This is a genomic window from Xanthomonas massiliensis (assembly GCF_900018785.1).
GTDB classification, from domain to species: Bacteria; Pseudomonadota; Gammaproteobacteria; order Xanthomonadales; family Xanthomonadaceae; genus Xanthomonas_B; species Xanthomonas_B massiliensis.
Map to the genome: position 1 here is coordinate 296,952 of NZ_FCOY01000007.1, position 21,230 is coordinate 318,181.

The following is a 21,230-nucleotide window of genomic DNA, read 5'->3' on the forward strand; positions in this document are numbered from 1 at the left end:
GCGCGTATGAGCCCGGGGTGAATCCGGCCTTGATCCGGATCAAGGCCGAAGCGGCGGCGGACGGGTCCAATGGCCGCGCAAACCTGCAATGCAAGACCATTCCCCAGCCATGCGCATCCAAGACCTCCAGCAGTCGCTGGACGAACTCAACGGTTCCTCTTCCGAAATCGAGGCCTCGGCCCTGATCTCCATCGACGGCCTGATGATCGCCTCCTCGATGCCCCAGGGCATGGACGAGGACCGCATCGGCGCCATGTCCGCCGCGCTGCTCTCGCTCGGCGAGCGCACCGCCCGCGAACTCGGCCGCGGCCACCTGGAGCGCGTGCTGGTCCAGGGCGAGGGCGGCTACGTGATCATGAGCGCGGCCGGCAACGAGGCCGTGCTCACCGTGCTGTGCAAGCCCAGCGCCAAGCTCGGCCTGGTGTTCCTGGACATCAAGCGCGCCGCCCAGGCGCTGCAGAAGATCCTCTGAAGGAATCGACGATGCCCCTGCCCGACATGACCGAACCGGCCGAGCCGCATCGCGGCCAGCGGCTGGACTACTTCGACGGCAGTCACCGCACGGTGTACTGCTGCGAGCGCGAGGTGCCCTACCCCGACGGCCGCCTGATCGTCTCGTGCACCGACCTGGCCGGCATCATCACCCACGCCAACGCCGCCTTCGTGGAGCTCAGCGGCTGGCAGCGCGCCGAGCTGATCGGGGCGCCGCACTGCATCCTGCGCCACCCGGACATGCCCAGGGTGGCCTTCCGCCAGCTGTGGGACACGGTACAGGCCGGCGACAAGTGGAACGGCTACGTCAAGAACCTGCGCAAGGACGGCGCCTACTACTGGGTGTACGCCACGGTGATCCCCAACGTGCGCGGCGGCAAGGTGGTCGGCTACACCTCGGTGCGGCGCAAGCCCTCGCGCAGGCGCATCGAGGAACTGGTGCCGCTGTACGCGCAGTGGCTGGCCGAAGAGCGTTCCAACGGAGAACGTGCATGACCCTGGGTTTCGTGATCGCACCGGACTTCGCGCCGGAACGCATCTCCGGCTGGTACATGCTCAGCACCGCGCTGCAGCGCCGCTCGGGCATCGGCCTGCACCTGTACATGCCGGCCGACGCGCCCGAGCAGGCGCAGCTGCTGGAAGCCGGCCGGGGCGACCTGGTGTACGCCAATCCCTTCGACGCCAGCACCCTGATCCGCCAGGAAGGCTACGTGCCGTTCGCGCGCCCGGTCGAACGGCCCGACGAGATGGTCATCGCCGTCGTCGCCGACGCCGCGCTGCAGGCGGTGGAGGACCTGCGCCCGGGCGTGCGCATCGCCCTGACCCGCAACCGCGACGTGCGCCTGATCGGCCTGCGCCTGCTGGAACCGGCCGACCTGGACGCCGGCAACGTGCAATGGGTGGATGCCTCGGGCTACCCGGCGGTGGCGCGCCTGCTGCTGCAGGGCCAGGCCGATGCAGGCTTCTTCCTGGCCAGCGCCTGGCACGAGCTGTCGAGCCTGACCCGCAGCCGGCTCAAGCCGCTGGTGGAAAGCGCGCTGTGCGACATCACCCACGTGCTGCTGGCGCACCCGCGCCTGGGCGACAAGCTGCCGCAGGTGGCACAGGCGCTGCTGGGCGTGGGCAAGGGCGAGGATGCCGCCGACCGCGAGGTGCTCGAGGCGCTGGGCATCCCCAAGGGCTTCGAACCGATGTCCGCCGAGGACGCCGAGTTCATGATCGACCTGATGGACACCCTCCTGGACTGAGCGACCGCGCCATGGATGCCCGCCAAGATCCGACCAAGGCCCGCCTGGCCCTGCGCGCGCAGGCCCGCACGCTGGTGCGTGCGCCGCAGGACGCCGGCGCCCACCTGGCGCGCCTGCACGCGGCCATGCAGCTGCCGGATGCCGAACCGGTGCAGGGCGTGCTGGCCGACCTGTTCGTGGCCCTGCCGCGCGAGGAAGCCGCGCTGCGCCAGGCCGCGCTGCAGATGGCCGGCGCGCGCCTGCCGCCCTACGTGGCCGAGGCCTTCCAGCGCCACAGCCAGGGCTACGGCCTGCCGCCGGTCACCGCGCTGGCCACGCGCTGGAGCGTGATCGCCCGGCCCTCGGCCGACGTGCCCGCACGCGTTCGCCGCGCCAATCCGGACCATTCCCGGCGCCTGGCCGCCGACGTGGTGCGGGCCCTGTGCGAGGGCGAGCCCGGCGAGGCGGCGCGCATCGAGACCGCCTTCCTCGACCACTGCACCCGCTGCCAGGACAAGCTCGCCTTCATGCTCGCCACGCGCGAGCTGCGCCACCAGCAAATCGCCCTGGACGACCGCTGGGCACGCACCGCGGCCTGGCTGGAGCAGCGCGACGCCATGGGCCGCACCCAGCCCGCCACCGCCGACACCACGATGGAAACGAAATGAGCGAACACAGCGAACAGGAAGACACCTGGCTGATGCCCACGCCGTTCGGCGTGCTGCACGGCTTCGCCAGCGCCGAGCCCGATCGCATGCAGCGTGCCCTGCAGGCGCTGCTCGGCAGGGCCGGCTCGCTGTCGCTGGCGCAATGGCGCGGCCAGGTCGAGGGCGATGCCTCGCGCCTGCTGGAGGAGGCCCGCGAACAGCAATGGGTGCAGTTGCTGCGCCGGCCGGTGCCGGCCCCGGAGGTGCGCCTGGACGATTTCGCCCAGCACGTCATCGCCCCGCTGTCGGGCGAACGCCGCGCCGCGCTGGCCTCCGACAGCGGCTTCTGCCTGGGCCAGGCCGGGCTGGCGGCCGAGCAGGCCGAGCTGCTGGCCGCCGCCAGCGCCGACTTCTCCAGCTTCGCCCAGCGCCAGGCGCGGCGCGGCTGGAACGGCGCGCAGCGCTACGTCTCGTTCTTCAGCGAACCGCAGCTGTTGCTGCCGGACTGGTCGTTCGTCCCGTTCTGGGTGGACGGGGCCGGCTACTGGCTGATCCTCGGCGGCGAACCGCTGCTCAACAACCTGGCGATGGTCGAGCTGGTGTGGAGCATCCGCCTGGCCGCGGCCCGGTTCACCGCACCGATCTAGGCAGGATCCTTCCAGCTCGCCAGGGGATGGGGAAGCGCCGGTACTGGGGAGTGGCGGCGCAGGCAGGGAAGCACGGGGGCCGGCGGAGCAATCCGCCGGCCTGGCCGTTTCCAGGCCAGCCGTTTTCAGGAGCGAAGTTCGATGCCGATCGCGGCCGCGGCCTCGCGGGCGACGGCGCGCGCCGCGTCCACGCCGGCCGCGCGCGCCAGGGTCACGCCGACGCGGCGCTGGCCGTCCACGCGCGGCTTGCCGAACAGGCGCAGCGCGGTGTGCGGCGCGGCCAGCGCGCGCTCCACGTGGCGGAAGTACGGCACGCCGTGGCCGCGGGCCAGCAGCGCGCACGAGGCCGACGGGCCGAGCGTGGCGATGCGGCCGGCGGCGTCGGCCGGCACCGGCAGGCCGAGGATGGCGCGCGCATGCAGGGCGAATTCGCTCAGTTCCTGCGACACCAGGGTGACCAGGCCGGTGTCGTGCGGGCGCGGCGAGACTTCCGAGAACCACACCTGCTCGCCCTTGACGAACAGCTCCACGCCGAACAGGCCCAGCCCGCCGAGCGCATCGGTGACGGCACGGGCGATGCGCTGCGCTTCGGCCAGCGCGGCGTCCGGCATCGGCTGCGGCTGCCAGCTCTCGCGGTAGTCGCCGTCCTGCTGCAGGTGGCCGATCGGCGCACAGAACGCGGTGCCGCCCGGCATGCCGTCGGCCTGGTGGCGCACGGTCAGCAGGGTGATCTCGTAGTCGAAGTCGACGAAGCCCTCGACGATGCAGCGCCCGGCCCCGGCACGGCCGCCATGCTGGGCGTGGTCCCAGGCGGCGTCGAGGTCGGCCTCGCCGCGCACCACGCTCTGGCCCTTGCCGGAGGAGGACATCACCGGTTTGACCACGCACGGCAGGCCGAGCGCGGCCACCGCGGCCAGGTATTCCTCGCGGGTGTCGACGAAGCGGTAGGGCGAGGTCGGCAGGCCCAGCGTCTCGGCGGCGAGCCGGCGGATGCCCTCGCGGTCCATGGTCAGGCGCGTGGCGCGCGCGGTCGGCACCACGTGCAGGCCCTGCTCGCACTCCAGCTTCAGCAGGGTCTCGGTGTGGATGGCCTCGATCTCCGGCACCACCAGGTGCGGCCGCTCCAGCGCGATCAGCGCCTCCAACGCGTCCGGGTCGAGCATGTCGAGCACGTGGCTGCGGTGCGCGACCTGCATCGCCGGCGCGTCGGCGTAGCGGTCGGCGGCGATCACCTCCACGCCCAGGCGCTGCAGCTCGATGGCCACCTCCTTGCCCAGCTCGCCCGCCCCGAGCAGCAGCACGCGGGTGGCATCGGGGGTGAGCGGGGTGCCGAGGCAGGTCATGGCGAGTCCTGGGAGGGGGAAGGAAGGGCCGCAATTCTAGCCGGCCGCTGGCACCGGCCCTACTTGCGTGTTGATATCAATTTGATATCTTCATTCCGAATCCACGGAGAACCGCCATGAAAGAGACGCCCGTCCGCTCGCTGTCCGGCATCCCCTACCTGATCGGCGTGCTGGTCATCGCCGCCCTCGCCGTCTGGCTGTTCGCGCGCGGCCTCGGGCCGGACCCGGACGCCGGCGTGGCCTCGGCCGGGCTGATCGCCGCCGGCGTGGTCCTGGCCATCGTCGCCTTCCTCAGCCTGGTCGGCCTGTACACGGTGCAGCCCAACCAGGCGGCGGTGCTGAGCCTGTTCGGCAAGTACGTGGGCACGGTCAAGGACGAGGGCCTGCGCTGGAACAACCCGTTCTTCAGCAAGAAGAAGATCAGCCTGCGCGTGCGCAACTTCGAGAGCGGCAAGCTCAAGGTCAACGACCTGGACGGCTCGCCGATCGAGATCGCCGCGGTGATCGTATGGCAGGTGGTGGACGCCTCCGAGGCGGTCTACAACGTGGACGACTACGAGAGCTTCGTGCACATCCAGTCCGAGGCGGCGCTGCGCGCGATGGCCTCCAGCTACCCCTACGACCAGCACGGCGACGGCCAGACCGCCCTGCGCAGCCACCCGCAGGAGATCTCCCACCACCTGCAGGAGCAGATCGCCGAACGCCTGGGCACGGCCGGCGTGGCGGTGATCGAGGCGCGCATCAGCCACCTGGCCTATGCGCCGGAGATCGCCCAGGCCATGCTCCAGCGCCAGCAGGCCAACGCGGTGGTGGCCGCGCGCACCCAGATCGTCGCCGGCGCGGTGGGCATGGTGGAGATGGCGCTGGCCGAGCTGCAGAAGACCGGCATGGTCGAGCTGGACGAGGAGCGCAAGGCCAACATGGTGTCCAACCTGCTGACCGTGCTGTGCTCGGACCGCCCGACCCAGCCGGTGGTCAACACCGGCACGCTGTACTGATGCCCGCCCGGGAGAACGCCATGAATCCGCCCGTCATCCCCCTGTTCGGCGCCGCCGGCGGCATGCCGTCCGCCGCGCCCCTTGCCCGCCGCCGGTCCGGCGCACGGGGCTGAGCCGTGGCGGAGAAGAAGGCCTACCCGCTGCGCATCAACGCCGAGGTCCTGGCAGCGGTGCAGCGCTGGGCCGACGACGAGCTGCGCAGCCTCAACGCGCAGATCGAGTACGTGCTGCGCGACGCGCTGCGCAAGGCCGGACGCTTGCCCAGGCCCGGCGAAGACAAGGAGGCCGGGCAGTGAGCCGGCATCGGTGTCCCCTGGCCGGCGCGACCCGGCCCGGGCCGGTCGGCAGCTCGCCGCCCGCGGCCGTCCCGGCGGAATCGCCAGGGCGGCGACCGCGGCGGGGAATCGTCGTCCATCCTCGCGCCCGCGCCCATGGCGCCGGCGATCCTGGCATTCGAGAAGGAACCTGAAAATGCGCACACCCGCCATTGGCTGCCTTTCCCTCCTGCTGGCCTGCCTCCCGCTGCCGGCGCTCGCCGCCGACCCGCCCGAGCGCGTGGCCGCGCGCCTGCTCGACCGCCTCGATGCCGGCGACTACGCCGCCGCCGAGGCGATGTTCACCCCGGCCATGGCCGCCGCCGTGCCCGCCGACAAGATGAAGGCGGTATGGGAATCGCTGCCGGCGCAGCTGGGGCCGGCCGGGGAACGGGGCCAGTCGAGGGTGGTGCCGCACGACGACCTGAAGGTGGTCGTGGTGCCGCTGGCCTATGCCCGGGGCGGCGTCCTCGCCCAGGTGGTGGTCGATGGCGACGGCAGGATCGGCGGCTTCCTGGTGCAGCCGGCGCCGCCGCCCGCCGCGCCGGCGCCGCCCGCCGATGCCGGCTACCACGAACGCGCGTTCGCGGTTCCCGCCGCCACCGGCGAGCTGCCCGGCACGCTTGCGCTGCCCGACGGCGCCGGCCCCTTCCCCGCCGTGGTGCTGGTGCACGGCTCCGGCCCGCAGGACCGCGACGAGAGCATCGGCGCCAACCGCCCCTTCCTCGACATCGCCCGCGGCCTGGCGGCGCAGGGGATCGCCGTGCTGCGCTACGAGAAACGCAGCAAGGCGCGCCCCGAGGATTTCGCCGGCGGCGACTACACGATGGACGATGAGACCACCGACGACGCCGTGGCCGCCGTTGCCGCGCTGGCGGCCACGCCGGGCATCGACGGCCGCCACGTCTACGTGCTCGGCCACAGCCAGGGCGGCATGCTGGCGCCGCGCATCGCCGCGCATTCGGGCAAGGTGGCCGGGTTGATCCTGCTGGCCGCGCCGGCGCGCTCGCTGCTGGACATCCTGCCGGAGCAGAACCGCTACCTGTTCGCCCTGGACGGCGGCATCTCGCCGCAGGAGCAGGCCTTCCTCGACGAGCTGGACCGCAAGATCGCCGCCGTGCGCGGCGCCGGCGAGGTGGCCGCCGCCGACTCGCCGCTGGGCCTGCCGGCGCACTACTGGCGCGCGTTCGAGCGCGTCGATCCGCTGGCGGACGCGAAGGCCCTGAAGCAGCCGATATTGCTGCTCCAGGGCGGGCGCGACATCCAGGTGGTCGATACCGACTGGCAGCTGTGGCACCGGGCACTGGCCGGCGACCGGCGCGCCACGTTCAGGCATTACCCGGCACTCAACCACTTCGGCATCGCCGGCACCGGCCCCGGTTCGCTCGCCGAATACCAGGCGCCCGGCCATGTCGACGGCCAATTGATCGCCGACGTCGCCGGCTGGATCAAGGCGCAGCCATGAGCACCGTCACCCTGCCCGCGCGCCCGGCACCATGGGCCCAGACATCCCGGGAGGGGCGGTAGATGCGGACCGACGGACTCCCTGCATCGCCATCGTGGCGGCCCGACCTGGAGGTAGCCGGGACATGGGCGCTGCTGGCCGGCCTGTCGGCCGCCGCGGTGCTCCCGTACATGGCGCAGATGATGCCCGAGCGCTTCGCCCGCATCCCCGTCTCCTTGCCGGTGCTGGCCGCGGCGCAGGGCCTGCAGGCGCTGGTGGTGATCGGGCTGATGGCGCTGCTCGGCCTGCGCATGGGCCACCGCGTCGGCCTCGGCAGCCCGCTGCTGGCGGGGTGGCTGGGCGGCCCGCGGGTGGCGGTCGCGGCGCTGCGGCCGTGGCACTCGCTGGCCGTCGGCGTGCTGGCGGCACTGGCGGTGATCGGGCTGTCGCTGCTGGTCGACCCGCTGATGTCCGCCCCGGCCAACCCGCCGCTGGATGCCGGTGCCGGCCGGTCGGCGCTGTACGGCTTCCTCGCCTCCTTCTACGGCGGCATCGCCGAGGAACTGCAGCTGCGCCTGTTCCTGATGACGCTGCTGCTGTGGATCGTGGCGCGCATCGGCAAGCGCACCCCCAGGCCGGGCACCTACTGGGGCGCGATCGTCGCCGCCGCGCTGCTGTTCGGCGCCGGCCACCTGCCGGCCGCGGCCCAGGTGTGGGGGCTGGACGCGGTGGTCGTCGCGCGCACCGTGCTGCTCAACGCGGTGGCCGGCCTCGCCTTCGGCTGGCTGTACTGGCGGCGCGGGCTGGAGATGGCGGTGCTGGGCCACTTCGGCGCCGACCTCGTGCTGCACGTGGTGTCGCCGCTGCTGGCGGCCACCACCGGGACCTGACAAGGAGACGGACATGAACCCGCGCGAATTCGAACTGCCCTCGCCCCCGGCCGGCACCTGGATGACGCTGGCCGCCATCTGGGCGGCGGTGCTGGCCAGCACCTGGCTGCGCCCGCACCCGCACGCGGCGACGGCCGGCTATGCGTGGTCGTGGATGGTGCCGGTCTTCGCCACCGCGCTGGTCGTGGTCGGCCCGTTCGTGTGGATGCAGCGCCGGCGCGTCGCCATCGACGACGGTCGGCTGGTGGTCCAGGCCGGCATGCAGACCCGCAAGTTCGACATCGACGGGCTCGACCTGGAGCAGGCGCGCGTGATCGACCTGGGCGAACACACCGAATTCAAGCCGATGCTCAAGCTGGCCGGCGTCGGCCTGCCGGGCCTGCGCTACGGCAGCTTCCTGCTGCGCAACCGGCGCCGCGCGTTCTGCCTGCTGATCGGCGACGACAGGACGCTGCTGCTGCCCCTGCACGCGGCGGGCAAGGGCAAGGAATCGCTCGTCCTGCTCGGCCCCGCGCGGCCGCAGGCGCTGCTGGAAGCCCTGCGCGAGGAGCAGGCGCGGCGGGCGCGCTAAGCTTTCCGCCATGCACCGCACCGCCCCCCGCTGGCTCTACAACACCGCCGACATCGAACTGTGGCCCGCCGGGCTGCTGCACGCGCGCCGCAATGACGAGGCGCGCCTGCTCGCCCGCGCCGAGCAGCTGCTGCGGCGCAAGCGCGACGGCCGCTACCTGGCCGCCTGCACCGCCGATGCCGTGCATCCGCTGGTCCCGGCGCTGGGCCGCGAACCCGGCCTCGATGCCGCGCTGGACCTGCTCGATTCCCTGTCCGGCCCCCACCCGCTGCCCGCCGCGGCCCTGGCCGGCGACCTGCCGCTGACCGGCCTGCGCCGGCGCCTGCAGCAGCTGGGCATCGGCGACGACTACGCACGGCGCACCGGCCTGCCCCTGGTCGCCGAACCGGCGCGGCTGGCCTTTGCCGGCTTCGACCGCTACCGCCGCGCGCTGTGGCTGGCCGCTGCCGCCGCGCCGGCCTGGCAGGCCATGCGCCGGGCCGCGCTCGCCGACGGCGTGGTGCTGGAGGCGATCTCCGGCTACCGCAGCCACGACTACCAGCTCGGCATCTTCGAGCGCAAGTTCGCGCGCGGGCTGGCCCTGGCGCAGATCCTCGCGGTCAACGCCGCGCCCGGCTACAGCGAGCACCACGGCGGCCACGCGCTGGACATCGGCGCGCCCGACGAGCCGCCGGCCGAGGAAAGCTTCGAGCACACGCCCGCCTTCGCCTGGCTGCAGGCCCATGCCGGCGACCACGGCTTCCGCATGAGCTACCCGCGCGACAACCCGCACGGCATCGTCTACGAGCCGTGGCACTGGTGCTTCGTCGGCTGAGCCGCCCGGAGCCACAGGCGATCGCCGGCCGGCCGGACCGGCAGGCCACCCGGACGCCGCCTCACTCCTGCGAGCGCGGGGTCGGCGTGGCCGCCCGGGTGCCGGCATCGGCGATGCGCCACAGGTACAGGCTGGCCCAGGTCCGGTACGGCCCCCAGCGTTCGCCGCGGGCGGACAGTGCCTTCGGCGTCGGCGGCGCTTCGAGCCGGTCCAGCACCTGCAGGCCCTTGCGGATGCCCAGATCGTCCACCGGCAGCAGGTCCGGGCGGCCGAGCCGGAACATCAGCATCATCTCCACGGTCCAGCGGCCGATGCCGCGCACCGGCACCAGCGCGGCGACGATGTCGTCGTGGTGCATCGCGGCCATCCGCCGCAGCGTGGGGATCTCGCCGCGCAGCTCGCGCGCAGCCAGGTCGCGCAGCGCCAGGGCCTTGTTGCCGGACACGCCGCAGGCACGCAGCCCGGCATCGTCCAGGCGGCCGAGGGTATCGGCGTGCAGGCGGCTGCTGCCGATCGCCGCCTCGACCCGGCCGACGATGGTGGCCGCGGCCTTGCCCGACAGCTGCTGGTAGAGGATCGCGCGGGCCAGCGCATCGACCGGGTCGAAGGTCTTGCGCCACCCGGCCGGGGCCGGCAACGGCCCGAGCCGTTTCATCCAGGCGCCGAGCCGGCGGTCGCGCCGCGCCAGATGCGCCTGCGCCGCCTCGATGTCGAATCCGCGCCGGTGCCAGGGCATGTCAGCGCCGCAGGCTGGCGACGGCCCAGGCCAGCCAGCCGGCCATCAGCGCCACGCCGCCGGCCGGCGCCAGCCGCGTCGGCCAGCCCCACAGCGCGCCGCCGGCCAGGCTGCCGCAGAACAGCACGGTGCCGGCCAGCCACAACCCGGCCGCCAGGCGGGTGAGCCGGTCGCCGGCACGCGGCGCCAGCACCGCCAGCGCGAACCCGTGGGCGAAGGCGTACATCGAGGCCGTATGCAGCCAGTCCTGCGCCTTGCCCGGCGCCACGCCGTGGGCGGCATAGGCCGACAGGCCGATGGCCAGCGCCGCCAGCAGCGCGCCCAGCCCGGCGAGGACGCGGCCGTAGCGGCCGCCACGTGCATCCGCGGGAATCATCCGGAACTCCTGGTGTCGTCGATGCCGGGATTGTGCCAGCCACAAAAGGAACGCGCCGCAAGAGCGGCGCGTTCCGGGGTACCTCGGGGGACGGATCGGGCGCTTACTTGATCGCCCAGTAGATGTCGTAGCTGCCATCCTGGGTGAAGCCCTTGTCCACCCCGCCCTTCCACGACTCGTAGGGGCGGTCGGTCACGTCGTAGCCGGCCGTGGTGGCCCAGGCACGCAGCGCGTTGCGGGCGGTATCCAGGCCCGCCATGTGGCCGACGTAGGAAGCCATGGCGGCGCGATGGGGCTCGGCGTGCACGTACTGCACCGGCGCACCGGAGGGGATCGCCAGCTTCAGGTCGGCCGAACCGTCGGCCGCGCCCTTCTTCTTGACCGGCTGGGCCACGTCGAAGGCGTACTTCTCGGCGCCGAAGTCGGTGGTGATGATGCGCACCGGGCCGGCCGGCTCCAGGTCGTTGGCGTCCATCACCCGCTTGATCCACTCCTGGTTGTTCTTGATGGAGCGCTCGATGGTGTCGTTGTCGCGGTCGATGTTGCCGGCGTTGACCACCAGCAGGCTCTCGGCCGGCACGTCGGCCACGTGCAGGTCGGCCAGCACCGGCTTGCCATCGTACTCGGCGCGATAGTCGAAGTTCGGCACCGTGGCCAGGATGTTGGCCAGCCGGGCGATGCCCAGCTTCAGGTCGTCGCCGACCTGGCTGCCCACGTACAGGCCGGCGTAGCGGCCCAGCAGGTTCCAGCCGTACTTGACGTCGTACTCCTGGGTGATCTTGACGTTGCGGTTGTTCTTGCCGGTCGGCTCCAGGGTGAAGGTCACGGTCTTGTCATGGCCGTTGGACGGGCTGTCCACGGCGATGACCACGCTCTTGTCCGGCTCGCTGCTGGTGATGGTCCAGCTGCCGTCGCCGATGCTGCGCTCGGTCGAACTGTAGTCCAGCCGCGCACCCTTGCCCGCATCCGGCCCGGAAAGCTTGAGCTTGACCTTGGGATCACGCAGCGCGATCGGGTTCCAGTCCTTGAAGCGGTGGAAGCTGTTGACCGTGTCGTAGACGATCGTCATCTTGCGGTTGGTCTCGACGCTTTCGGAGAGATGACGTTCGTCCGGTAGCACCAACCCGATGAGGATGGCCAGGCCGACCACGATCCCCAAGGCAATCAAGAACTCGATAATACGGGTCATTCAGGAGTCTCCGGGGCCGATCCCACGGCCGGGTTGAGTGTGAGGCGAAGCCCTCATCCTAGCAGGCTTCGCAGGTCATGTTCAGCCTTCCTACACTCCATTGTGCAGGTGCAGCATAAATCTTTCGGCAGCCGAATCGAACCGTTTTCACGCCGTTGTCGCCGGTTTCGCTGCATGCCCTCCCCGCCGGGCCCGGAACGGCCGCCGCCGGGGCCGCGCTTTCCGGCCCCGAAACGCTGCCGCGCCCGCCCCGGCCCTGTCGCTTGCGCCGCCGACGGACCACGGGCCCGGGCTCCTTGGCGGCGGGGTATGGCCCCGGTGCGGTCGCGCACGCCGAGCTTGGACAGGGTGAGCGGGCGCCGCCTGCGAGCCATCGGCTCGCGCGCCCGCGAACGCCCGGCGCGCTGCGCCGGGCCGGGCATCCTACCGCTCAGGCCAGCTGCAGCCCGAAGGCCTCGGGGCCCCCCGGGTGCGGTCGCGTACGCCGAGCTTGGACAGGGCGAGCGGGCGCCGCTTGCGAGCCATCGGCTCGCGCGCCCGCGAACGCCCGGCGCGCTGCGCCGGGCCGGGCATCCTGTCGTTCAGACCAGCTGCAGCTCGAAGGCCTTGAGGACCGCCCGGGTGCGGTCGCGTACGCCGACCTTGGACAGGGTGAGCGGGCGCCGCCTGCGAGCCATCGGCTCGCGCGCCCGCGAACGCCCGGCGCGCTGCGCCGGGCCGGGCACCCTGCCGTTCAGACCAGCTGCAGCTCGAAGGCCTTGAGGACCGCCCGGGTGCGGTCGCGTACGCCGAGCTTGGACAGGATGTTGGAGACGTGGTTCTTGATCGTGCCCTCGGCCACGCCCAGCGAATTGGCGATCTCCTTGTTGGAAAAGCCGGAGGCCATCAGCCGCAGGATCTCGGTCTCGCGGTCGGTCAGCGGGTCCGGCCGCTCCAGGCTGGTGAAGTCGTTGCGCAGGTGTTCCAGCCCGGACAGCAGGCGCTGGGTCACCGCCGGCTGCACCAGCGAGCCGCCGCCGGCCACGGCGCGGATGGCGCCCACCAGCTGTTCCAGCGACACGTCCTTGAGCAGGTAGCCCTTGGCGCCGGCCTTGAGCCCGGCCAGCACCAGCTGGTCGTCGTCGAAGGTGGTCAGGATGATGGTCGAGGGCAGCTGGCCGGCACGGGCGAGGGTCTGCAGCGCCTCCAGCCCGGACATCACCGGCATGCGCATGTCCATCAGCACCACGTCCGGGTGCAGGGTCGGGATCAGCGCCACCGCCTGGCGCCCGTCCGCGGCCTCGCCCACCACCTCGATGCCGTCGTCCAGCGCCAGCAGCGAACGCACGCCCTGGCGCACCAGGGTCTGGTCGTCGACCAGGCACACTCGGATCATCACATCACTCCTTCAGGCACGGCAGGCAGCAGCGGCACGCCGCTGGGGATGGACAGGCGCAGGTGGAAGCCTGCCCCGGCCCGCGTACGGATGTCCAGACGCCCGCCATATTGGGCCAGGCGCTCGCGCATGCCGCGCAGGCCGTTGCCGGCCGCGAGCACATCGGTGCCGCGGCCATCGTCGTCGGCCTCGATCAGCACCGCATCGTCCTGGCGGAACACGTGGATCCACAGGTGGCGGGCGTGGGCGTGGCGCACCACGTTGGTGATGATCTCCTGGGTGCAGCGCAGCAACACGTGGGCGCGCTCGGGGTCGTCCACGTCCAGCGGCTCGTCCATGCGCAGCTGGACCGCCAGGCCGGGGACGCCGGCCACCAGCGGGCGCAGCGCCGCGGCCAGGTCGATGCTGCCGTTCTCGCGCAGCTGGCTGACCGCCTCGCGCACGTCGGTGAGCAGGATCCGCGCCAGCGCATGGGCCTGGCGCACGTGCTCCAGCGCCGGCCCCTCGGCGATGTGGCCGGCCACCTCCAGGTTCAGGCTCAGCGCGGTGAGGTGGTGGCCGAGCAGGTCGTGCAGTTCGCGGGCGATGCGGGTGCGCTCGTTGACCCGCGCGCTCTCGGCCAGCAGCGCGCGGGTGGCGCGCAGCTCGGCGTTGAGGCGGCGCTGCTCCTCGCGCGCCTCGGTCTGGCGCCGCGCCACCAGGCTGGTGACGAACACGAACATCGAGAATCCGCCGTACAGCAGCGACTGCATCAGCGCATCCAGCGGCGGGAAGCCCATCATCCGGTACACCGGCAGCACCGCCAGCTGGCTGACCAGCAGCCAGGCCACGCCCGCCGGCAGCGACAGCAGCCACGGGATCACCCCGGCGGCGACCATCATCAGGATGCTGCCCAGTCCGGAACCGTGCAGGTAGCTGACCGCGAGCGCACAGCCGGTGAGCACCAGCAGCATCAGCCGGTCGTACCAGCGCCCGTGGCCGCCGCTGTCCAGGCCGCGGGTCAGCCAGAAGTAGCTGGCGCCGAACCCCAGGTAGGCGGCGAACAGCGGCACCATCCCGGCCCCGGGCAGGGGCGCGCCCTCGGCCGGCTCCCAGTAGACGTAGAGCAGCGGCATGGCGATGACGGCCCAGGTGAACAGGCCGGCCAGGCGCAGGATGCGGGTATGGCTGAAGGTGGGCATGGCCGCATCTTAGGGCCTGGCCCGCGCCGCCGCGGCCGTCGGAAGTCACGCTCCGCCGTCGCGGTGCCGGCGTGCCCATGCAATAATCCCGCCACGGCCTGCAGGTCGTCCGATTCACCCTCGGAGTATCAATGTCGATCGTCATCCGCGACGTGCGCGAGCAAGAGCTCGACTCCGTCCTGGCCCTGAACAACAACGCCGGCCTGGCCATCCTGCCCATGGATCCGGCCCGGCTACGCTATTTCTACGAGTCGGCCGAGTACTTCCGCATCGCCGAGCGCGACGGCCACCTGGCCGGCTTCCTGGTGGCCTTCGGCAGCGGCAGCCGCCACGACAGCAGCAACTTCGCCTGGTTCCGCGAGCGCTACGAGCACTTCTTCTATATCGACCGCATCGTCGTCGCCAGCCGCCGCCGCGGCGGCGGCGTGGGCCGGGCGTTCTACGCCGACGTGCAGAGCTATGCCGAGCTGCGCTACCCGCAGCTGGCCTGCGAGGTGTTCCTGGACCACGGCGCCGACGCGGCGCTGCTGTTCCACGGCAGCTTCGGCTTCCGCGAGGTCGGCCAGAGCGTGATGCCGAACGTGGACGTGCGCGCCTGCATGCTGATGAAGGAGCTGTGCAGCTACCCGTGGGTGGCGCAGACCTACGGCGGCAACCTGCCCGACGTGCCCTGGGTCGGGCACCCGCGCCACGCCCGGCTGGCGGTGGAAGGATGAGCATGGCGGCGGACTTCGAGCAGGCCGGCGAACTGAAGATCGGCCAGGTCGGCATCGCCAACCTGCGCGTGCGCACCCTGGACGTGGCCCGGCTGGTGCAGGAAATGGCCGACCGCGTGGCGCGCGCGCCCAAGCTGTTCGGCCGCGCCGCGGTGATCGTCGACTTCGGCGCGCTGAGCCAGGCCCCGGACCCGACCACCGCGCAGGCGCTGATCGACGGGCTGCGCGGCGCCGGCGTGCTGCCGGTGGCGCTGGCCTACGGCACCCGCGAGATCGACCAGCTGGCCGAGCAGCTCGACCTGCCGGTATTGGCCAAGTTCCGCGCCCAGTACGAGCGTGCCGCCGAACCGGCACCCGCGCCGGCACCGCGTCCGGCCCCGGCACCGGCGGCGCCGCCACGCCCGGCGGCGCCCGCCCGGCCCGGCCGGATGCAGCGCGCGCCGGTGCGCTCGGGCCAGCAGCTGTACGCGGAGAACTGCGACCTGACCGTACTCTCGCACGTCGGCGCCGGCGCCGAGATCATCGCCGACGGCTCCATCCACATCTACGGCCCGTTGCGCGGGCGGGCGCTGGCGGGCGCGCGCGGCAACACCGAGGCCAGGATCTTCTGCCGCGAGTTCAATGCCGAACTGGTCGCCATTGCCGGCCAGTACAAGGTATTGGAGGATGTGCCGGAGGAGCTGCGCGGCAAGGCCGTGCAGGTCTGGCTGGAAGACGACCAGATCCGGATCGCGGCCCTGGATTGACCGCGTCCACCCCCATCAACGAAGCAAAACCGCATCATCGGGAGAAGTCCTTTGGCTGAGATCATCGTAGTCACCTCCGGCAAGGGGGGCGTGGGCAAGACCACCACCAGCGCCAGTCTGGCCTGCGGCCTGGCCCGGCGCGGCAAGAAGATCGCGGTGATCGACTTCGACGTGGGCCTGCGCAACCTCGACCTGATCATGGGCTGCGAGCGCCGCGTCGTATACGACTTCGTCAACGTGATCCACGGCGAGGCCACGCTCAAGCAGGCCCTGATCAAGGACAAGCGCTTCGAGAACCTGTACGTGCTGGCCGCCTCGCAGACCCGCGACAAGGACGCGCTGACCACCGAGGGCGTGGAGAAGGTGCTCAAGGAGCTGGCCGACGAGGGCTTCGACTACATCGTCTGCGATTCCCCGGCCGGCATCGAGAAGGGCGCGTTCCTGGCGATGTACTTCGCCGACCGCGCCGTGGTCGTGGTCAATCCCGAGGTGTCCTCGGTGCGCGACTCCGACCGCATCATCGGCCTGCTCGATTCCAAGACGCGCAAGGCCGAGACCGGCGCCACGGTGCCGGCCTCGCTGCTGCTCACCCGCTACAACCCGGCGCGGGTGGAAGGCGGGGAGATGCTCTCCATCACCGACGTGGAGGAGGTGCTGGGGCTGAAGGCGATCGGGGTGATCCCCGAGTCCGGGGACGTGCTCAACGCCTCCAACAAGGGCGAGCCGGTGATCCTGGAAGACCAGTCCCCGGCCGGCCAGGCCTACGAGGACGCGGTCGGCCGCATCCTGGGCGAGGAGCGCCCGATGCGTTTCACCAACGTGGAGAAGAAGGGCTTCTTCAGCAAGCTGTTCGGAGGGTAAGCATGGGACTGCTCGATTTCCTCAAGAGCAAGAAGAACACCGCCGAGACGGCCAAGAACCGCCTGCAGATCATCATCGCCCAGGAGCGCAGCCACCGCGGCGGCCCGGACTACCTGCCGCTGCTGCAGCGCGAGCTGCTGGAAGTGATCAAGAAGTACGTCAAGGTCGATGCCGACGCGGTGCGCGTGGACCTGGCCAAGGACGGCGACAACGACGTGCTGGACATCTCCGTGGCCCTGCCGGAAGGGCCGCAACAGCCCTGATGCAGGGCCGGGGCGGCGCACCGCCCCGGCAAGCCGCGCCACGATGACGAACGATCCGGAAACCGGCGTGCTGCGCCTGCGCGACATCGGCTGGGACGCCCCCGCCGCCCTGCTGGCCGGCCACGGCCTGGCCCTGCACCGCGTCGGGGACGCCGCGCCGATCCCCGGCAGCTACTGGGGCGAGCCGGAGGCCGGCATCATCGGCTGCGACGTCTATGCCCGCGACGACACCCCGGTGCACTCGCTGCTGCACGAGGCCTGCCACCTGATCGTGCTGCCGCCGGACAGGCGCGCGGCCGTGCATACCGACGCCACCGATTCGGTGCCCGAGGAAGACGCCACCTGCTACCTGCAGATCGTGCTGGCCGCGCGCCTGCCGGGCGTGGGCAGCGCGCGACTGATGGCCGACATGGACGCCTGGGGCTACAGCTTCCGCCTGGGCTCGGCGCGCGCCTGGTTCGAGCAGGACGCGGAGAACGCCCGCCTCTGGCTGGCCGAGCGCGGGCTGCCCACCGGCTGAGGCGCGGCCCCGCGCGGCGACATCCGCGCCCGGCCCGCTTCCGAGGCGCTGCGCCCGCGCCGCCTCCTCAGTCCTGCGCCACCGCGCCGGCGAAGGCCAGGGTGGCGCGCGTGCCGCGGCCGGTGCCGCGCGGTTCCAGCCGCAGCTGCCAGCCCAGGTGCTGGCACAGGCGGGCGATGAGGTCCAGGCCGATGCCGCCGCGATCGCCGGCACCGCTGCGTGCCAGCTGCGTGTACAGGCGGGCGATCTGCCCGGCGCTCATGCCGTGGCCCGGGTCGTCCACGGTGACCACCCCCGGCGACGCCAGGGTGACGACGATGCTGCCGGCGTCGCTGTTCTCGATGGCGTTGCGCAGCAGATTGCCCAGCGCCGCCTTGACCACCTGGCCCGGCGCGGTGATCTGGCACGGCGCCTGGATGTGCACGGCCACCTCCAGGTCCTTGCCGGCCAGCAGGTGTTCGTGGTCGGCCACCACCTGGCGGATCACCTGGTCCAGGTCCACCGGTTCGCTGATCGCGCTCAGCCGGGCCGGGTCGCGCGCCAGCAGCAGCAGCAGGGAAATCAGTTGCTCCACGCCCTGCGCGGTGCCATGGATGCGCGCCACCTGCTCGCGCGCGGCGACCGGCAGGTCCGGCCGTTCCAGCGCCAGTTCGCTGGCGCCGGTGATCACCGCCATGGGCGTGCGCAGCTCGTGGCTGACGATGCCGACGAAGGCACGCTCGCGCTCGACGAAGACCTCGTTGCGCACCAGGAAGCCGTTGAAGGCCTCGGCCACGACCTCCAGTTCGGCGCTGCCGCGCGGATCGGCTCCCAGCCGCTGGCCGGGCTGGTCCGGCCGCAGCCGGCCGATGTCGGCCGACAGCCGCACCAGCGGGCGCACCAGCCGGTCCATGCCCAGCGAGAGCATCAGCAGGGTGATCAGCACCAGGGCGAGGCCGGCCACCACGCTCCAGCGCTCCACGAAATGCTCCAGCGCCTCGAAGTCGGTGATGTCCAGGGCCATCACCATGCGCTTGCCGGGATCGACCTGCCTGACCATCACCGCGCTCGGCCGGCCGCCCACCCGCACGCCGTCGTGCAGGCCGGGAGGCAGGCGCCGCAGCGGTGCCGGCAGGCCGCCGGGCGCGTCGGACGAATACAGCCGCAGGGTGTCCGAGTCCTGCCAGCGATAGCCCGGATCGGTGGCCAGGCGATGCTCCACGCTGTCCAGTTCCGAGGCCAGCAGCGCGCGCCACACCAGGTGTTCGGCCCGCTCGTGCAGGTAATGGGCCGCGCCGAACACCGCCAGGGTCATCAGGCCGATGTAGCCGAGCATCCACAGCAGCATCTGCCGCTGCAGCGGCCAGCGCTTCATGCCCCTGTCCCGGGCTTGGCCGAGGCGGCAAGGCGGTAGCCCACCCGCGGCAGGGTCTGGATCAGCTTGTCCTCGAACGGCCCGTCCACCGCCTGCCTGAGCTCGTAGATGTGCGAGCGGAGCATGTCGCCGCCGGGCCGCTCGTCGCCCCACAGGGCGAATTCGAGCTGGTCGCGCGTCACCGCCGCGGGACTGGCCCGCATCAGCACTTCCAGCAGCTTGCGGCAGGCCGGGTACAGGTGCAGCAGCTGGCCGGCGCGGCGCGCCTCCAGCGTGGACAGGTCCAGGACCAGGTCGCCCACCTCCAGCCGCTTGCGCCCCACCCGGCCGCCGGCGCGGGCGACCAGCGCCTCCAGCCGCACCTCCAGTTCGGGCAGCGCGAACGGCTTGGTCAGGTAGTCGTCCGCGCCGGCGCGGAAGCCGACGATCTTGTCCGGCAGCTCGTCGCGCGCGGTCAGCATCAGCACCGGCACGTCCGAACCGTGCACGTCGCGCAGCCGGCGCAGCACCTCCGGGCCTTCCACCCGCGGCAGCATCCAGTCCAGCACCACCGCGTCGTAGTCCTGGGTGGTGGCCAGGTGGAGGCCGACCACCCCGTCCGGGGCGGCATCGAGCACGTGCCCCCGCGCCTCGAAGTACTCGAACAGGTTGGCGATCAGGTGGCGGTTGTCCTCAATGATCAGCAGCCGCATCGCAGGCGTCTCGTGCCGTCGGGAAGAAGGCGCCATGGTACGCAAGCCGGCGGGTGCGGCGTCCGACCTTTATCCGATCCCGGCCGATGCATCATCATCTGCTTTTGTCCCCGCCCGTCCCGCCATGCACCTGTCGCCTGCTGCTTCCCTGCCTGATGGCGTTCTCGCTGCTGGCCGGGCTGGGCCTGCGCCAGCCGTCGCCACCGGACGAGCCGCGCTTTGTGCTGGCCGCGCGCACCATGGTGCAGACCGGGCAGTGGCTGGTACCGCACCGCGGCAGCGAGATGTACGCGGAGAAGCCGCCGGTGTTCATGTGGCTGCAGGCCGCCACCTGGGAACTGGTGCGCAGCTGGCCGGTGGCGTTCCTGCTGCCGTCGCTGCTGGCCGCGCTGCTCACCCTGTGGCTGGTGCGCGACCTCGGCCGGCGCCTGTGGAACCGGCGCGCCGGCGACATGGCCGCGCTGGCGCTGTTCGCCTGCCTGCAATTCGGGCTGATGGCCAAGCGCGCGCAGATCGACATGGTCGTGCTGGCGATGATCACCCTGTCGCTGTGGGCCTTGCTGCGCCACCTGCTGCAGGGGCCGTGGCGGCCGGGCCTGGCGCTGGCCGGTTTCGCCGCCGGGCTCGGCACGGTGACCAAGGGCGTGGGCTTCCTGCCGCTGCTGGCGCTGGTGCCGTGGGCGCTGTGGCGCTGGCGCGCGCGGCCGGCGCTGCCGCGCACCGGGGCCGGCGGCTGGCTGCTGCTGGCCGGCGGCTTCCTGGCCGGCACCGGCGTGTGGCTAGTGCCGCTGGGCCTGGCCCTCGTGCACGCGCCTTCGGCGCACCTGCAGGCCTACGCCCAGGAGCTCCTGTTCCGGCAGACCGGCACGCGCTACGTCTCGGCCTGGCACCACCTCAAGCCGGCCTGGTACTACCTCAAGGTGATGGCCGCGCTGTGGCAGCCGGGCGTGCTGCTGGCGCCGTGGCTGCTGCCGGCCTGGTGGCACCGCCTGCGCCGCCTGGACGGCCGCATCTGGGTGCTGGTCGGCTGGGCGCTGCTGGTGCTGGCGTTCTTCAGCGCCAGCCCGGGCAAGCGCGAGGTCTACATCCTGCCGATGCTGCCGGCCCTGTGCGTGGCGGCCGGCCCGCTGCTGGCCGCGTTGCTGCGCCGCCGCCCGGTGCGCTGGCTGCTGGCCGGCTACGTGGCGCTGGTCGCGCTGGCCGCGCTGGTGCTCGGTGCCCAGGCACTGGGCGGCCACGGCACGGTCGCCAAGGGAATCGCCGCGCGCGGCATGGACCTGGCCATCGCCCCGGCGGTCGGCGCCTGGCTGATGGCGCTGGGCCTGGGCGGGCTGGCCATCCTGGCCTGGACCCGCCTGCGCCGCGCCGGCCTGGCGACGGTGCTGTTCGCGGCCTGGCTGTGGTGCATCTACGGCGTCGGCCTGGCGCCGGCGCTGGATCCCTACGCCTCGGCCGCGCGGCTCATGCAGCGCGTCGGCCGCTACATCGGCCCGGACGCCCAGCTGGGCATGGTCGCCTGGCGCGAGCAGAACCTGCTGCAGGCCGACCGCCCGGCGGTCGACTTCGGCTTCAAGGCCGGCTGGGAGCAGCAGTGGCGCGCCGCCGCGCCCTGGCTGCTGGCCGATCCGCAGCGGCGCTGGCTGTTCGTGCTCGACCAGGCCCTGGACCCGTGCGTGGACCGCGCCGCCACCGTCGATGCCGGCGTGTCCAATCGCAATCACTGGCGCCTGGTGCCCGCCCGTGCCTGGCGGCCCGGCTGCCGGGCGGGCGCCGCACCGGCCGGCGGTGGCGACGGGAGCGAGGACGAGAAAGACGACTGAGGGCTGAACCGCCGT

The 21,230-nt window shown here is 72.3% G+C and carries 25 protein-coding genes; 17 read left to right on the plus strand and 8 right to left on the minus strand.

All coding sequences use genetic code 11. The features are described 5' to 3' along the window. Positions 1–109: 109 nt before the first annotated feature. Genes BN3794_RS11410 through BN3794_RS11430 form a run of 5 tightly spaced genes read left to right on the plus strand, consistent with a single transcriptional unit; the run spans position 110 to position 3,012 of the window. Positions 110–472 carry a roadblock/LC7 domain-containing protein gene (locus BN3794_RS11410; RefSeq protein ID WP_066097446.1) on the plus strand — a complete coding sequence of 121 codons (363 nt, stop codon included), beginning with the start codon at positions 110–112 and terminating at the stop codon, positions 470–472. An 11-nt stretch (positions 473–483) separates the two neighbouring features. Further along, positions 484–987, plus strand: a complete 504-nt coding sequence (locus tag BN3794_RS11415) for a PAS domain-containing protein (protein WP_066097447.1) — start codon at positions 484–486, stop codon at positions 985–987. Next, positions 984–1,739, plus strand: coding sequence for a phosphate/phosphite/phosphonate ABC transporter substrate-binding protein (locus BN3794_RS11420; RefSeq protein ID WP_066097448.1), 756 nt, complete (start codon positions 984–986; stop codon positions 1,737–1,739). The genes BN3794_RS11415 and BN3794_RS11420 overlap by 4 nt, the downstream gene beginning before the upstream one ends. 11 nt (positions 1,740–1,750) lie before the next feature. Continuing rightward, positions 1,751–2,386 (plus strand): hypothetical protein, encoded by a 636-nt coding sequence (locus BN3794_RS11425; protein ID WP_236493250.1) that lies wholly within the window; start codon positions 1,751–1,753, stop codon positions 2,384–2,386. Next, positions 2,383–3,012 carry a hypothetical protein gene (locus BN3794_RS11430; RefSeq protein ID WP_066097449.1) on the plus strand — a complete coding sequence of 210 codons (630 nt, stop codon included), beginning with the start codon at positions 2,383–2,385 and terminating at the stop codon, positions 3,010–3,012. The genes BN3794_RS11425 and BN3794_RS11430 overlap by 4 nt, the downstream gene beginning before the upstream one ends. Before the next feature lie 125 nt (positions 3,013–3,137). Here the strand turns inward: BN3794_RS11430 and purT are convergent, their stop codons facing one another. Further along, positions 3,138–4,355 (minus strand): formate-dependent phosphoribosylglycinamide formyltransferase, encoded by a 1,218-nt coding sequence (gene purT, locus BN3794_RS11435; RefSeq protein ID WP_066097450.1) that lies wholly within the window; start codon positions 4,353–4,355, stop codon positions 3,138–3,140. A gap of 116 nt (positions 4,356–4,471) precedes the next feature. Between purT and BN3794_RS11440 the strand changes: the two genes are divergently transcribed. From BN3794_RS11440 to BN3794_RS11465, 6 genes are all read left to right on the plus strand, one after another. Further along, a complete protein-coding gene (locus tag BN3794_RS11440) occupies positions 4,472–5,353 on the plus strand; it encodes an SPFH domain-containing protein (RefSeq protein WP_066097451.1) in 882 nt (293 codons plus the stop codon). A gap of 116 nt (positions 5,354–5,469) precedes the next feature. After that, positions 5,470–5,649, plus strand: coding sequence for a type II toxin-antitoxin system antitoxin (locus BN3794_RS11445; RefSeq protein ID WP_066097452.1), 180 nt, complete (start codon positions 5,470–5,472; stop codon positions 5,647–5,649). A gap of 175 nt (positions 5,650–5,824) precedes the next feature. Next, the gene (locus tag BN3794_RS11450; RefSeq protein WP_078059731.1) at positions 5,825–7,132 is read left to right on the plus strand and encodes an alpha/beta hydrolase; all 1,308 of its coding nucleotides are present in this window, start codon (positions 5,825–5,827) and stop codon (positions 7,130–7,132) included. 62 nt (positions 7,133–7,194) lie between these two features. Further along, positions 7,195–8,001: a CPBP family intramembrane glutamic endopeptidase gene (locus tag BN3794_RS11455; protein WP_066097453.1), complete on the plus strand. Its 807-nt coding sequence runs from the start codon at positions 7,195–7,197 to the stop codon at positions 7,999–8,001. A gap of 13 nt (positions 8,002–8,014) precedes the next feature. Further along, positions 8,015–8,572 (plus strand): hypothetical protein, encoded by a 558-nt coding sequence (locus BN3794_RS11460; RefSeq protein WP_066097454.1) that lies wholly within the window; start codon positions 8,015–8,017, stop codon positions 8,570–8,572. 10 nt (positions 8,573–8,582) lie between these two features. Then, positions 8,583–9,386, plus strand: a complete 804-nt coding sequence (locus tag BN3794_RS11465; RefSeq protein ID WP_066097455.1) for a M15 family metallopeptidase — start codon at positions 8,583–8,585, stop codon at positions 9,384–9,386. A 61-nt stretch (positions 9,387–9,447) separates the two neighbouring features. Here the strand turns inward: BN3794_RS11465 and BN3794_RS11470 are convergent, their stop codons facing one another. The 5 genes from BN3794_RS11470 to BN3794_RS11495 all read right to left on the minus strand — a co-directional run bounded on the left by BN3794_RS11470 (position 9,448) and on the right by BN3794_RS11495 (position 14,243). Next, positions 9,448–10,122 (minus strand): DNA-3-methyladenine glycosylase family protein, encoded by a 675-nt coding sequence (locus tag BN3794_RS11470; protein WP_066097456.1) that lies wholly within the window; start codon positions 10,120–10,122, stop codon positions 9,448–9,450. A 1-nt stretch (position 10,123) separates the two neighbouring features. Next, positions 10,124–10,498: a DUF423 domain-containing protein gene (locus BN3794_RS11475; RefSeq protein ID WP_066097457.1), complete on the minus strand. Its 375-nt coding sequence runs from the start codon at positions 10,496–10,498 to the stop codon at positions 10,124–10,126. A 103-nt stretch (positions 10,499–10,601) separates the two neighbouring features. After that, positions 10,602–11,687, minus strand: coding sequence for a polyketide cyclase (locus BN3794_RS11480; protein ID WP_066097458.1), 1,086 nt, complete (start codon positions 11,685–11,687; stop codon positions 10,602–10,604). Positions 11,688–12,420: 733 nt separating this feature from the next. Then, positions 12,421–13,062, minus strand: a complete 642-nt coding sequence (locus BN3794_RS11490; protein WP_066097460.1) for a response regulator — start codon at positions 13,060–13,062, stop codon at positions 12,421–12,423. Beyond that, complete coding sequence (locus tag BN3794_RS11495) at positions 13,062–14,243, minus strand: sensor histidine kinase (protein WP_066097461.1); 1,182 nt, start codon at positions 14,241–14,243, stop codon at positions 13,062–13,064. The genes BN3794_RS11490 and BN3794_RS11495 overlap by 1 nt, the downstream gene beginning before the upstream one ends. Positions 14,244–14,374: 131 nt before the next feature. Between BN3794_RS11495 and BN3794_RS11500 the strand changes: the two genes are divergently transcribed. From BN3794_RS11500 to BN3794_RS11520, 5 genes are read left to right on the plus strand one after another with little or no spacing between them, the layout of a single operon-like run. Next, positions 14,375–14,959, plus strand: a complete 585-nt coding sequence (locus BN3794_RS11500) for a GNAT family N-acetyltransferase (RefSeq protein WP_066097462.1) — start codon at positions 14,375–14,377, stop codon at positions 14,957–14,959. A gap of 2 nt (positions 14,960–14,961) precedes the next feature. After that, positions 14,962–15,705, plus strand: coding sequence for a septum site-determining protein MinC (gene minC / locus BN3794_RS11505; protein ID WP_066097463.1), 744 nt, complete (start codon positions 14,962–14,964; stop codon positions 15,703–15,705). Positions 15,706–15,756: 51 nt separating this feature from the next. Continuing rightward, positions 15,757–16,566: a septum site-determining protein MinD gene (gene minD / locus BN3794_RS11510; protein WP_066097464.1), complete on the plus strand. Its 810-nt coding sequence runs from the start codon at positions 15,757–15,759 to the stop codon at positions 16,564–16,566. A gap of 2 nt (positions 16,567–16,568) precedes the next feature. After that, entirely contained in the window at positions 16,569–16,829 is a 261-nt protein-coding gene (minE, locus tag BN3794_RS11515; protein WP_066097465.1) for a cell division topological specificity factor MinE, read from the plus strand. 43 nt (positions 16,830–16,872) lie between these two features. Then, positions 16,873–17,349, plus strand: coding sequence for a hypothetical protein (locus BN3794_RS11520; RefSeq protein WP_066097466.1), 477 nt, complete (start codon positions 16,873–16,875; stop codon positions 17,347–17,349). Between the two features lie 67 nt (positions 17,350–17,416). On the opposite strand, the gene BN3794_RS11525 is transcribed toward BN3794_RS11520, so the two are convergent. Beyond that, entirely contained in the window at positions 17,417–18,703 is a 1,287-nt protein-coding gene (locus BN3794_RS11525) for a sensor histidine kinase (RefSeq protein WP_066097467.1), read from the minus strand. Beyond that, complete coding sequence (locus tag BN3794_RS11530; protein WP_066097468.1) at positions 18,700–19,395, minus strand: response regulator transcription factor; 696 nt, start codon at positions 19,393–19,395, stop codon at positions 18,700–18,702. The genes BN3794_RS11525 and BN3794_RS11530 overlap by 4 nt, the downstream gene beginning before the upstream one ends. Positions 19,396–19,493: 98 nt before the next feature. Between BN3794_RS11530 and BN3794_RS11535 the strand changes: the two genes are divergently transcribed. Then, positions 19,494–21,215: an ArnT family glycosyltransferase gene (locus tag BN3794_RS11535; protein WP_425476724.1), complete on the plus strand. Its 1,722-nt coding sequence runs from the start codon at positions 19,494–19,496 to the stop codon at positions 21,213–21,215. The last annotated feature ends 15 nt before the right edge of the window (positions 21,216–21,230 follow it).